This window comes from Bradyrhizobium sp. AZCC 1721, assembly GCF_036924715.1.
Lineage (GTDB): Bacteria > Pseudomonadota > Alphaproteobacteria > Rhizobiales > Xanthobacteraceae > Bradyrhizobium.
In genome coordinates this window covers 99,242-111,772 of sequence record NZ_JAZHSB010000001.1, presented here as the reverse complement: position 1 = coordinate 111,772, position 12,531 = coordinate 99,242, and the positions used below count along the sequence as shown (strand labels likewise).

The window sequence follows — 12,531 nt, the reverse complement described above, 5'->3', positions numbered from 1 at the left end:
GCAGGGTAGATGTGGATTAGCGGCAGGCGTCGCAACGTGCCTGAACCGCTTCGGGGAGTGGGTTGCATCTACTGCAGCCCGGTGTCGCCGCTGGTGCGCTTCTTGGCGAGGTCCATTTCGGTCACCGCAATCAGGATCTCGGCGCGGGTTTTCAGGTCCGGCGCCTCCAGCATCGCCTGCTTCTCCGCCGGACCATACGGCGACATCATCGCGAGCGCATTGACCAGCGCCTCGTTCGGCGCGCTCTCGATACCTTCCCAATCCACCTTCAGATTGTTGGCTTTTAGAAAATCGTTCAGCACGTCGAGCAACGCCGTGCGGTCGACTTCCTCCTCGCCTTTGCGCGCGACGAAATCGTCGGCATAGGGGAAGAAGTCCACCTTGCATTGCCGGTACGTAGTCAGTGCTGCGATTTCCTCGACCACCTTGAAGCGCGCGACCCCGGTCAATTCGAGGATGTAGCGGCCGTCGCCGGATTCGGCGAGCTGGGTGATGCGGCCGACACAGCCGACTTGGAACAGCACCGGCCTTGTCTCGTCCCTGGAGTGGGAAATGTCCGGCTGGATCATCCCGATCAGCCGGTGGCCGTCGCGCAGCGCGTCGTCCACCATAGCCAGATAGCGCGGCTCGAAAATATTGAGCGGCATCTGGCCGCGCGGCAGCAACAGCGCGCCCGGCAACGGAAATACCGGAATGATTTCGGGAAGCTCGCCGGGTCCGCGGTATTCGGCATTGATCGGCATCTGCAGTCCCGGTCAGTTCGTTGGTTTGGTGGGTGTTCTCTTCACAAAACCATGTCCCGCGCGCGGAATACGTCCTACGAGAAAAGGATCGTCGACAGCCGCTTGCGTCCCTCGACGGTTGCCTCGTCGGTGCCGCCCCACGCCTCGAAGAACTGCACGAGCTGCTTGCGCGCGCCGTCGTCGTTCCACTTCCGATCGCGCTTGACGATTTCCAGCAGTTGGTTGGTCGCCTCCGCGCGCTTGCCGAGCGCATTGAGCGCCGTCGCCAAGTCGAATCGCGCCTGATGGTCGAGCGGGTTTGCGGCGACCTTTTGTTCGAGCTCGGTCACCGGGCCGACCGACTGCGCCTGCTCGGCAAGATCGATCGAGGCCTGCACCGCCTTGACGGCGGCATCGTTGCGCTTCGATTCCGGTACCATCGCTAGCGTCTGCTTGGCTTGTTCGACGGCACCCGTCGTCACGTAGCACTTCGCCAGTCCGGCCAGTGCGGCGATATTGGTGGCATCGAAACCGAGTATCTCGGCATAAATCTGTGCTGCGGCGGCCGGATCGCCTTCCGCCAGCACGGCCTCAGCCTCTTTCAGAATTTCCGCAATGTTCGGCTCACCCGGCGCCGTCATGCCCTTGGTGAGCTTGTCGATGAAGGCGTTGACCTGGCTCTCCGGCACCGCGCCCATAAAACCATCGGCGGGTTGGCCGCCCACGAACGCGATCACCGCCGGGATCGACTGAATGCCCATCTGGCCCGGAATGGCCGGATGCTCGTCGATATTCATCTTGACCAGTTTGACCTTACCCTTGGCGGCCCGAACCGCCTTCTCCAGCACCGGCGTGAGCTGACGGCAAGGGCCGCACCAGGGCGCCCAGAAGTCGATCAGCACCGGCTGGCGCTTCGATTCCTCGATGACATCCTTCACGAAGGTCTGGGTGGTCGTCTCCTTGATCAGATCGGGTACTGCCTGCGGTGCCGGGCCGCCGCCCTGCTCAACTATCGTCACGGTATCCTCGCCTGATGTCTCGAGAAGGAACGCAGAATATCGGCTGCGGGTCGGGCTGCTTCTAGCACGGTCCGGAACCAAGTTCTCGTTCGCTAGATGGCGGCTTGGCCGCAAAAATCAATCGGTCCGGGCCGGCGTTCCGAACCGTCCGAGTGCCTCCGGGGCCGGCGGCCCGCGAATCGGGCTATCGCCCTGGCGGCTAACTCCGGGTTCCCGGCGATGGCATGAGGCCCGACAAATTCCATTTTGCTGTTGTTTCGGACCGATTCGAGCCTATTTAGTCAAAAGAAATCGGATCATCCGGAAAAGCTTCGGACCGTGCGCGGACTGTTGCATTCGCAGCCCGCATTTGGCATAGGTCTGCCGTTGACGGCGAGCGATCGCCGCCATCTCGGATGCGGGTGTAGCTCAGTGGTAGAGCACGACCTTGCCAAGGTCGGGGTCGAGGGTTCGAGCCCCTTCGCCCGCTCCAATCTCTCTCAATTTTGGCAATGACTTAGCTGACCCCTTCGGGGGGCCGGCCGTTATGCGCTTTCCGTCCGGGGGCAGGGGTAAACAGCGGGGCGTAACTTGCGGGCCATGGGCACGGTCCCTGACACGGCATTTCACGCCGATGATTTCTGTTGATCCCACACAGTCTTTGGTGGACCGAAGAACAAAGATGGCCGTTCGGCCCGTGGCTCAATGGTGCCCATGCGATAAGCTGTAGTAGTCCCGCTTCCCGCGAAAACGATACCGCCGCAAAATGGCGTTAGAGTTTTGAGAGAGTTGATGCGCGCTTACGAAAAGCAAACGGTTTCGTTGCAGGATGCCGCCAGTCACGGGGATGGAGAAAGTCAGACCTATCTCCGAGTGGCCGAGACCGTCTTGTCGAAGGCATTATCGCCTCTGAAAGCGCGTGAAATAGTGGACCGCGGAATCGATCAAGGTCTGTTCGGCGATCACGTCATGAGCCGAACGCCCGAGAAGTCGATGCAAGCTCGATTGAGCATCGATATCCTGACGCGTGGACAGCACTCGCGGTTTGCAAGGACATCAAAGGGAAGATTTACAGTACGGGCAAAGCTGGCAAACGCCACTTTTGTTCCCCATTCTGTCAACGGGTCGCATCACCCGACTACCGAGTATCTAGCAGTGCCTCGGGTTCTTCGAACACCCAAGGAAGAAGTGCTATGCGTGAAAGAGAACAGCTTTAGCGAGCTGCTGACGTTTCAAGGCGTTGATACCGATCCGGGAGAAATCCTGACGCAACTTCTTCAGCCAAAAAATCTTGAATATGTCGCACGCTCTGAAGCTGAAACCAGAGACGACGCAAAGCAGTTCATCACGTATGTCCTAGTTCAATGCGGTCAGCGCCTTCTCTTCTTCAAAAGGTCGTACCTTAGCCGAGCCGCCGAATTTCTACGCGGCTCAAAATGCATTGGTTTTGGCGGCCATGTTAGCGCTGCAGATATGGACATACTTTCTCATACGGATCACGGCCTGTCATCCTGCGCACGACGTGAGCTGTCTGAAGAACTTAAGCTGCCGGACAAAACTAGAAACGGAGCGACAAAAGACGGCCCGCACGCACCCAGTCACGAAACGCTTAAGCTATTCCAAGGGGTGCCTCTTGAGCGCTTGGCGATTCTCAACGATGACTCTTCGGAGGTTGGACGCAGGCACGTTGCGGTCGTTTATAGAGCTTGGCTATCGGACTGGTCCCAAGCGAGACAGCTCCAGAAGGGAGATTCGTCAATTAAGGGAATTGGGTGGATTGATCTATCGAAGGATACAGTCGATCTTGCCGAATTTGAATATTGGTCGCAGTTGTGCTTGCGACGATTCTATCCATCAACGGTCATCGCCAAAGCAAGATTTGAAGTCTTAAATCACACGCAACTTACGACCGATCGCATCATCGCTGTGTCGGGTCGAATTGGCTCGGGTAAGTCGGAGACAGCGAGCTACCTAAGCGAAAGGTTGAAACTGCCTCTCGTCAAAACTGGGTCGCTTCTCGCGAGCCTGATGGCCTCGCCGCCTTTATCCGACATCGGTCGCGAGGAATTTCAAGCTCGTGCCCTGAGATTTATTCTCACTCCCGGTGGCCCCGACAGGCTCGCGGCGGAAATTTTCAAACAGGTCAGCACTTTTGGCGACGGCAGATGTGTGGTTGACGGTATTCGAAATCTATCGACTTACGAAAAGCTGCGAGGTCTCTCACAAGGTTCCGTTGCACTCCTGTTTGTTCAAGCGCCCGCCGACCTTGCTTTTGAAATGTACCGCGCGCGTGAAGCTCATGGCACACTCACCTTCAGCTATCGGGATTTCCTGAAGATTTACGATGCCCCCGTCGAGGAAGAGATTTCAAGCTTGGGCAGGCACGCGAGCGCTGTCGTATACAATTCATTTGGCCTTGAAGCGTTTCGTCGAACTCTGGATTACGTCGTCAAGACACTTTCGCCCTAATATGCTGGGAAGAGCTTAGCATCGTTCGAAAGACGAAATTCAAGGAAGTTCTGCAGCGCGCGCATCGATTGGGATATCTTCAGCTTCGTCAGCAATCCGCTTCGATCTACCCCGACGATTTCTGCGTATGTCTTGCCGCCTCCACCATCGGGACAAAAAACAGTGTCCCACTAGAAATCTCGGTCGCCGCGTGGGGTGGCGGCGAGAACACCCGTTGTCTCACCTACGAACGTCGATACATTCATTCCGTCGCAGTAACCGACCACCGCACGGGCAATTGCTTTGGTGCTAAGGGTTGAACAGCAACCAACAAATTTCTCAGCACCCAATGAGTCCCACATCGGCTGCGTCAGGCCGCCTGGAAAAGATTTGACCTCATATCCTTCGAGGACTAGTCCAGCGTGCTCGACGATGCACGGCACTTGGACATGGCGGTAAGCTGACGCAATCTTGGCCTTCACCATCGCCTCAAGGTCGCAAAGAAGAGGTTCCGAAGTTGACGCCTGTCTAAATTCCAAGTCAAAGAGTTCACCCAACTTCTTACCGGGCGTTGACTTCAGTTCGAGATGATCCTTCGCAATTCTCCATTCTTCTTTTTTGAAATCGCTCCATGAGCAATAGACGATCTTTATCGGGCGCATTTTTACGATCTCATTTCCCTTATCAAATTTGCGATTTCGCGAGGTCGATCATTCGAACCCACGGATATAACCTCAATGTTCCTTTGCTGAAAAAGTCTTCGCTCGAAGTCTGATGGGTCCGTTAAAACGATATATGCGCGGCGCCCCGTGAACGAATCGGGCAGGTTTGCAAACAGTCGATTTATTAGGTGAAAAATGTAGTTCACGTTTGGGTCACGAAAGCTATAGCCAATAAACAGCGCGGCACGACCCAAAATGTCGCCACGCAATTTGAAGTCCATTGCATTTTCGAGTCTCATTCGGTCCATGTACTGAGACTCGGTAACCACCATTTCCATCGGGCTATTAAAGTCACCATGAAACTTTACGACCTCAACATCGGAGCGGTTATGTGCAATACTGCGTTCAGCCGTGATCGCCTGAGTCGGGCGGCCCGATTTCCTTAAAGCTCTCTCTAAGAAATCATCATAATTCGTTGTGTAGAAAATGCTGCAGCGGTCTAGTTCGACCAGTTCGGACAAGATGGGTGAGCCCAGTATGTCGCTATCAGTAGCCATTGAGAATTCGCGAGAAAGCCAATGGGTCAACGGCGCTAAATCTCCAACTTTGATTTTGAAGTATTCCAAAATCTGGAGATCGCTACCGCGTAGGCGCAACAGTTCAGGGTCATTGCTACCGAGAAGCTTTATCGCCTGATCGACCATCTGTTCCCATGATGGTCCTCGCGCTGATCCGCCAGACCACGAGACGGACATAGATGCGCCTGCGCCAACGAATGGCACCACGCGCCGTTCGTGGTAGAGCCTGCGTAGTTCTTCAGGACAGCTCATCTCTCACTTTCGCAATGATTCGCGTGATGCTGTGAAAATGTGGAATTTGATTGTGTGGATGCGTCTCATGAAGAACGGTGTCGCTTGCCGAGATAATGGCCTGCCTTTTGTACTGCTCGCAATAAAAGGCGTGCGAAACAAGGGTCGGCCTAAAGTCTGGATGTGCGGACAGATCATGTGGACCGTTGTTGAATGCGACTAAAAAATGCGCTCCCCCATTCGCTGTCTTTCGTATCGCTAAGGCGATCAATTCCGAAATGTCTTCAGCGGAGGGTAAACAATGAAGCAATCCATACAGGACAACATAATCGTAGGTCTGGCATCTTCTTAGGTGATCTGCCGCGTTTGACGTTATCCAATTAATGTTCTGGCTTGGGAACGCGCGTTTTCCATTGGCGATAGCCAACGCCGAGCAATCGACCGCGTCCACTGAAGCGCCGGCCAACGCAAAAGCATTGGCGTTCTTTCCTTCTCCGCACCCTAGGTCAAGGACAGTGCGCCCGGTCAACAAAGGATTGGCCGCCACGAAATCTCTAACCAGGGAGCCCGGCACCTGTCCCCAAAAACAGGGGCACGCGGAATAGCCATCGTCATATCCTCCATCGCCCATGGGACTTCGACCGGCAGCGTTCATGAAAGACCAAGATGAGCGATGACTGGGATGCAATTCTGAATACGATTTGAACAGGAATGCAACCGCTTTGCTGGCTGCCGTTGCAATAACACGGCCCAGCGATGAGCCTCGGGTGACGCTCACTTTGGAAGCTCACCTCGGGATGCGATAGACCCAGACCCTGGCCTTTCCCGAATTCACGTTGCGAAACAGACCCGGGAAGACGCCGCTGACCGGCTGGTTCAGATAGACGAACAACTGCCCGTCGCGGGTCGCTCTGAATTTCTCGTCAAGGCGGCCGTTCGCTGGCTCGCCATCAATGAAGTTCTCTTCATTGCCGGTCTCGCCGTAGCGAAGGATAACGTGGCCAAAGGGCCGGTCGAGCGTTCGCTTGAGCGGGTAAGCTGCCGCCAGCAAAGCGAATCGGCCCAGTGGAACGGTTGGATCGGTTGTTACACCGTTCTTCTTCCAGTTGGGCAGGAACGCACGGAGCGGCATTCCGCCTGGGCTCGAAGGTGCGCCGAGAAACGACCAGTCGCCATCCTTCTCCAGGATGAACTGATAATGTCCGCGCCTCTCGAGCATGACGCCCACGGGTGTGCAAAGATCGGCGGTGTTGAATGCGGCCAAGTCGACCCCTCGGCACGCCGCCGACGTGCAGGTGGCAGGGAAGCTGCCGTCGGGCGCGCGCTTGCACAGCTTCATATCATCGGGATCGCACACCTCCAGCGTGATTGGCTTTTCCACTGGCTGGCAGAAGTGGCCAAGGCTGTCGCGAATGTTGAAAAGATAGTGGCTGGCGAAAGCGATGCCGCCGACCAGGAAGAAAACCGCAAAGAATGCAGGCGCGACCTTGAGTTTGATGGTGGTGAGCAATCGCCGGTAGGCGTCCTTCAGTCTGAAGCGCGCGATAGTCCTGTCGGGGAGCAACATGGTGACCAGGACGGCAAAGGCGAAGAACTGGAAATAGGGATGGGTTATCCGGTCGATGAAGGTCTGCGGCGAGGCAGACAGCTTTGGCAGGCTGTAGCCGGTCCAGCCCGGTAGCGGATAGAGCGCGATAAAGAGCAGGCCAGCCAGCACCACCATTTGCGATGTGCTCAGGCCGAGCCTTGGTTTGGATTCGCTCCGGTGCAGGTCGACCTTTGCAAGGCTCACGCGCCACGCGCGGCGCATCTGATCGGTGATCCGGTTCTTAAGGCTGGCGCTCAACCATAGCAGCAGCGCGACAAGACCGGCGCAAAGCACAAACCAGAGCGGCTCCCTCGCATAGGCGTTGATCCAGCGCGAGGCCGCGCCCGGCAACGCGAGCCCGACCATCCGAATGAGGTCGGAAAGCGGCCGCAGGGGCGTGGTGAATTCGGCGGCCGCCGGCGCGGTGGATGTAAGCGGATAGGTCAGCAAATAGAGCGACGCGATGACGGTCAGGAAATAGATGATGCGTCGCCGCCAGATCGAACTTCCGACGACGTGCTCCTGGGTGAGCTCGCGCCGACGGGCGGAGGCCAGGCTCTCATATTTCGGTCTGCCCGGCGGGACGGTCAGCTTGTCCGGGGTGACGATCCTCTCGTCGTAGGTCAATACTTCGTAGACCGGTGGCAGTGCGACCGGCGCATAGAGATGCGCATCGACGGAGATCCGGTCGAATACGCTTTCGTGGATCTTCGGCACTGCGATCTTCACGCAATCGCGCTTGTCGTCGGAAAATTTCGTATCCGACAGCGCGGCCACGCTCCGTGGCCCATAGCGGTAGTAGCCGCCGAGCCCGTTGCGGGAATCGTAGATGCGGCCGTCCTTGTCCTGGGTCGACCGCACCCGCGTGAATGCGTCGGGATCGGCTCCCGGCGCCGCCTTCAAGGTAAGGCCGCGGCTGCGCGCCTCTGACAACATCCAGGTCAGCGACACATGGGCGAGCGAGTCGTCCGGATATCCGCCGCCGACATTGGAATGCACGCCGGCGAACCAGACCTGCGTGATCCGTTCCGAACTGGTCTTCCGGGTGCCGGTGACAACGGTCTCGGGACTCTCGTCCCACAGCAGCGGATGAAACGTGGTGCGCTCATCGTCGAGCGAGAGAGCATGGCAGGCCTTGCGCACCAGTGGATGAAGCTGCCGGTCCGGCAGTTCGAGCGGCCAGAGATAGCGGCTGACGCCGCGGGTCATTTCGTCGATGGGCAGGCCGTAAGCGGCGACGGTATCCCAAAGGCCGAGGAAGGCGATGTGATCGACCGGGCGCTCGTTCTTGTCGTGCTTGGCTGACACGAACAGGTTGCGCAGCTTTCGAAATGCCCATTCGACCTGAAACTGCGATTTGAACGTCTCTGCCCGGTGCGCCCGGTAGGCCGCCGCGACCTTTCGATCGAGCTCCTCTTCGGTCTGGTATTTCACCAGGCCCTGTTCGCAGATCAGCCCATTTACCACGCGGATGGTGAAGGCCCCCCGGCTGAACCCGAATGCAAAGATGTCGTCGCTCTGCCATGGACCGTATCTCTCCTCGCGACCCTCGGTCTTCGCAGCGGCCGCCTCGAGCGCCAGATAGTCCAGATGCGAGCGATAGTTGCGGCAGGCAAACTTGTAGATATCGAGCACGTTCCGCTTCAGGCCGAAGCCGAAGGCGCCGCCCAGGATTGCGAACGGCTTGAAGGACGAGGTGCCGACCCCGTCGTCGTAGAACGCAATCTGTTGCGAACTCGTCAGATCCAGCGATTCAAACACACGCCAGACATTCGTCCGCCAGACCTTGCCGGCGGAATTGCCGGTGCCGTCCGAGAGCAGAATGATCCGCTTGTTGGCCATACGGACGCTCGCTCAAACCCGGGCGAGGGGAGACTGACATTGAAGGATATGCCGAATGGTTTTCTCAGGGTTTGATCCACTCCTGTATGAAATGGACCACAATTGCGTTGTTCGTTTACCAATTGGGTGCCAGCGCAAGCAGTCCACTTGATGTGGAACGCCGCCCACTCGTGCGCCTTGCGCGCGTTAGCTCGAGGCGGATATTGCGATGCAGCGGCGCAAAAGCGGATTGCAAGAGCGTATTGAACGTGCGGTTTGGCAATCCGTCTCACAATTTGTCTTGGTCGTACCGAGCCGCGCGGCGTGCGCTTCTCTCCGGCAGCGGATGTGCTACCATTTTTTGGTCTGTCCTACTTCACCAGACCAAATTCGCCTCTCGAACGTTCAAAATAATAACAGGCGCAGCCGCCAGGCTGCACTAGGGGAGTGACGCGATGAAATCGGCTTTCAATCGATCTATTCTTGCGCTCGCAGCCATTCTCGTTGTAGCGGGGGTCAGCCAGGCCAGCGCGCAGCAGAAGGCCCTGAAGAAATACGAGTCCGGCACCAAGGATTTTTGGACCAATCCGCCGCCGGACTGGTTCCTCGGCGATGAGACCGAACAACAAAAGGGCCTCGCTCCGCCGTCAGGGCCGCCGACCGGCGCCTCGGACGCAGAACTGGCGGCGCTGATGAAGAAGATCAAGCTGCCCGACGGCTTCAAGATCGAAGTCTACGCGTCTAACGTATTGTCCGCGCGGCAGATGGCGTGGGGCGACAAGGGCACGCTGTTCGTCGGCTCGTTCGACCTCGGCAATGTCTATGCGATCAAGGACAATGGCGGCAAGCAGGAGGTCAAGACCATTCTCAAGGGCCTCAAGATGCCGACCGGCCTCGCCTTTCTCGATGGCGCGCTTTACGTCGTCGCGGTCGACAAGCTGATCAAATACGAAAATGCCGAGGCCAATCTCGACAACCTCGGCGCCGGCAAGGTGGTGTATGACGACATGCCGTCCTACATCGCTCATGGTTGGAAATACATCACCGTCGACAAGGATGGCTGGCTCTACCTGCCGTTCGGTCCTCCCTTCAACATCGGCATTCCGCCGACCAGCGTTTCGCAAATACGCCGCGTTGATCCCAAGACCGGCAACGCCGAAATCTGGGCGCTCGGCGTCCGCAACAGCGTCGGCGGCGACATCGATCCACGCAGCGGGCGATACTGGTTTACCGAGAACGCCCGCGATTGGGTCAGTGACGACATGCCGAGCGACAAGCTGAACATGATCTCCAGGATCGGCGAGCATTTCGGCTATCCCTATTGCCACCAGGGCGATATGCCGGACCCGAAATTCGCGATGGGCCACAAGTGTTCGGAATTCACGCCGCCCGTCGTCAATCTGGGCGCGCACGTCGCGCCGCTGGGCATGAAGTTCTATACCGGAGATCAATTCCCGGCCGAGTACAAGAACAACATCCTGATCGCCGAACATGGCTCCTGGAACAGGCATAAGTACCAGGGCGCCCGGATCAAGCGCGTCATCGTCGATGCCGACGGCAAGAACGCCAAATCGGAGATCTTTGCCTCTGGCTGGCTCGAAGGCGACCAGGGCTACCTCGGCCGGCCGAACGATATCTTGCTAGACAAGGACGGTTCGATCCTCGTGGCCGACGACTGGGCCGGTGCGATTTACCGCATCAGCTACACCAAGAAGTAGGATTTGAGCTGGCAGAGGCTGCGGTTTGCCTGGGGAACGGGTGGCCGCAGCCTTTGCTGTTTGATGCACGGGCGGAGAGTAGTTGAAATGCGAAGTGCATTGATGGGGTCGCTGCTGGCGCTCGTGATTTGCGTGCCGCTCGCCCGCGCCGCCGATATCGCGGCCGGCAAGGCGAAAGCCGAGCTGTGCGTCGGTTGTCATGGCGAGGGCGGCATTTCGCAGATCGAGAACACTCCCTCGCTGGCGGCGCAGCCTGATCAATTCATCCAGTGGCAGCTCGTGTTCTTTCGTGCCGGCACCCGCAAGAACGAACAGATGCAGCCGATCGTCGAACAGCTCAATAATGAGGATATTCGCAACCTCGGCGCCTACTACGCTTCGCTCGAACCGCCGAAAGCGCCCAAGCCTGACGAAAACCCTGATCTCTCCAAAAAAGGCGCGCAGGCGGCCGCTGGCCGGCGCTGCGCGTCATGCCACACCGATAGCTACGCCGGCACCAAGGGGGTCGCCCGCGTCGCCGGCCAACGCGAGGAATACCTGGTCAAGGCGCTGCGCGAGTACAAATCGGGAGTGCGATCCGGCGGCGCGATGGCTGCGATGACGGACGTCGCCTATTCCCTCAGCGAGGAAGAGATTGAGGCGCTCGCGCATTATCTCGCGCATCTCTGACGTCGTCCCTGCGAACGCAGGGACCCATACGCCGCGGCTTCTCCGTTTGGGTGATGTAGGTCTGGTTTGCGCTAACAATCTGCGTTGGTGGTTATGGGTCCCTGCGTTCGCAGGGACGACACCGGATGTGAACCTCACCCCCGCTGCTTCTCATACGCTTTCAGATGCGTATAGGCGATGCGCAGCTTCGGCACCGGAATCTTCGCCGCGTCGGCGCGTGCGACGAGATCGCCGATCACATGATCGGCTTCCACCGGCAGTCCCGCCTTGATATCGCGGAACATCGAGGCGGTCATCGGCGAACCCTCGGTGGTCAACAAGCCGCTGGTACGCTGGAAGAACGGTCCCGTCGGCTCGTAGCCCGACGCCTTTGCAATCGCGCTGCATTCATCGAGCATGCCGAGCAGAAAATCCTTGCCGCCGGCCACCGCCAGGATGTTGCCGACTGAGGTGCGCATCAGGCAGGTGGAGGCTGCGAGCGAAGCAAGGAAAACCCACTTTTCCCACATGTCCTGCATGACGTGTTCGCTGGCCACGGCACCAAACTTGCCGCTGTCGAACACTTTTGCAATCGCACGCACCCGCTCCGACATCGAGCCGTCGCGCTCGCCAATATTTAGCGATTGCATCGGCGCGAGCTGAACCACCTCGCGGGCCTCGTTGAGCGTCACCGCGATCGCGCAGAGGCCGCCGAGCACGCGGTCGGCCCCGAATTTCTTGTCCAGCACGTTGAGGTGCAGCATGCCGTTGAGCAGCGGAATGATTGCGGTTTGCGGCCCGACCGCAGGAGCAAAAGATTTGATCGCATCCTCCAGGTCAAACGCCTTGCAGCTCAATAGCACGACGTCGAATGTCTCGGTGAGCTTGTCGGCCTCTACGGTCGGCGGGTTCTCGAGCGTCACGTCGCCGGCGGGGCTCTTGATGACGAGACCTGTGCTTGCGAGTTCGGATGCGCGCTTCGGCCGGACCAGGAACGTCACGTCGTTTCCTGCCTGAAGCAGCCTGCCGCCGAAATAGCCGCCGATGGCGCCGGCCCCGACCACGAGAATACGCATGGATCAACTTTCCTTATTGTTGATTTTGGAACGGGCGAATA

The 12,531-nt window shown here is 58.2% G+C and carries 10 protein-coding genes and 1 tRNA gene; 4 read left to right on the top strand and 7 right to left on the bottom strand.

Annotation, left to right across the window (positions count from 1 at the left end; all coding sequences use genetic code 11):
• Positions 1–68 precede the first annotated feature (68 nt).
• Complete coding sequence (locus V1273_RS00520; RefSeq protein WP_334365752.1) at positions 69–743, bottom strand: LON peptidase substrate-binding domain-containing protein; 675 nt, start codon at positions 741–743, stop codon at positions 69–71.
• A 74-nt stretch (positions 744–817) separates the two neighbouring features.
• On the bottom strand, positions 818–1,741 hold the full coding sequence (gene trxA, locus V1273_RS00515; RefSeq protein WP_334365751.1) for a thioredoxin: 924 nt from the start codon (positions 1,739–1,741) through the stop codon (positions 818–820).
• A gap of 397 nt (positions 1,742–2,138) precedes the next feature.
• On the opposite strand from trxA, the gene V1273_RS00510 reads away from it, so the two are divergent.
• Positions 2,139–2,213 (top strand) — tRNA-Gly (locus V1273_RS00510).
• Between the two features lie 299 nt (positions 2,214–2,512).
• Complete coding sequence (locus V1273_RS00505) at positions 2,513–4,189, top strand: HTH domain-containing protein (RefSeq protein ID WP_334408384.1); 1,677 nt, start codon at positions 2,513–2,515, stop codon at positions 4,187–4,189.
• Between the two features lie 170 nt (positions 4,190–4,359).
• Here V1273_RS00505 and V1273_RS00500 read toward each other — a convergent pair whose 3' ends face one another.
• The 4 genes from V1273_RS00500 to V1273_RS00485 form a co-directional block, all read right to left on the bottom strand.
• The gene (locus V1273_RS00500; RefSeq protein ID WP_334408383.1) at positions 4,360–4,830 is read right to left on the bottom strand and encodes a non-canonical purine NTP pyrophosphatase; all 471 of its coding nucleotides are present in this window, start codon (positions 4,828–4,830) and stop codon (positions 4,360–4,362) included.
• Between the two features lie 2 nt (positions 4,831–4,832).
• On the bottom strand, positions 4,833–5,534 hold the full coding sequence (locus V1273_RS00495; RefSeq protein ID WP_334408382.1) for an SIR2 family NAD-dependent protein deacylase: 702 nt from the start codon (positions 5,532–5,534) through the stop codon (positions 4,833–4,835).
• 112 nt (positions 5,535–5,646) lie between these two features.
• The gene (locus tag V1273_RS00490; RefSeq protein ID WP_334408381.1) at positions 5,647–6,417 is read right to left on the bottom strand and encodes a class I SAM-dependent methyltransferase; all 771 of its coding nucleotides are present in this window, start codon (positions 6,415–6,417) and stop codon (positions 5,647–5,649) included.
• 9 nt (positions 6,418–6,426) lie between these two features.
• The gene (locus tag V1273_RS00485; RefSeq protein WP_334408379.1) at positions 6,427–9,069 is read right to left on the bottom strand and encodes a DUF2235 domain-containing protein; all 2,643 of its coding nucleotides are present in this window, start codon (positions 9,067–9,069) and stop codon (positions 6,427–6,429) included.
• Positions 9,070–9,503: 434 nt separating this feature from the next.
• Here V1273_RS00485 and V1273_RS00480 point away from each other — a divergent pair, with 434 nt between their 5' ends.
• Together V1273_RS00480 and V1273_RS00475 are read left to right on the top strand one after the other, a co-directional pair.
• Positions 9,504–10,766: a PQQ-dependent sugar dehydrogenase gene (locus V1273_RS00480; protein ID WP_334408377.1), complete on the top strand. Its 1,263-nt coding sequence runs from the start codon at positions 9,504–9,506 to the stop codon at positions 10,764–10,766.
• A gap of 87 nt (positions 10,767–10,853) precedes the next feature.
• The gene (locus V1273_RS00475; RefSeq protein ID WP_334408375.1) at positions 10,854–11,435 is read left to right on the top strand and encodes a c-type cytochrome; all 582 of its coding nucleotides are present in this window, start codon (positions 10,854–10,856) and stop codon (positions 11,433–11,435) included.
• A 134-nt stretch (positions 11,436–11,569) separates the two neighbouring features.
• On the opposite strand, the gene panE is transcribed toward V1273_RS00475, so the two are convergent.
• The gene (panE, locus tag V1273_RS00470) at positions 11,570–12,490 is read right to left on the bottom strand and encodes a 2-dehydropantoate 2-reductase (RefSeq protein WP_334408374.1); all 921 of its coding nucleotides are present in this window, start codon (positions 12,488–12,490) and stop codon (positions 11,570–11,572) included.
• Between the last annotated feature and the right edge of the window lie 41 nt (positions 12,491–12,531).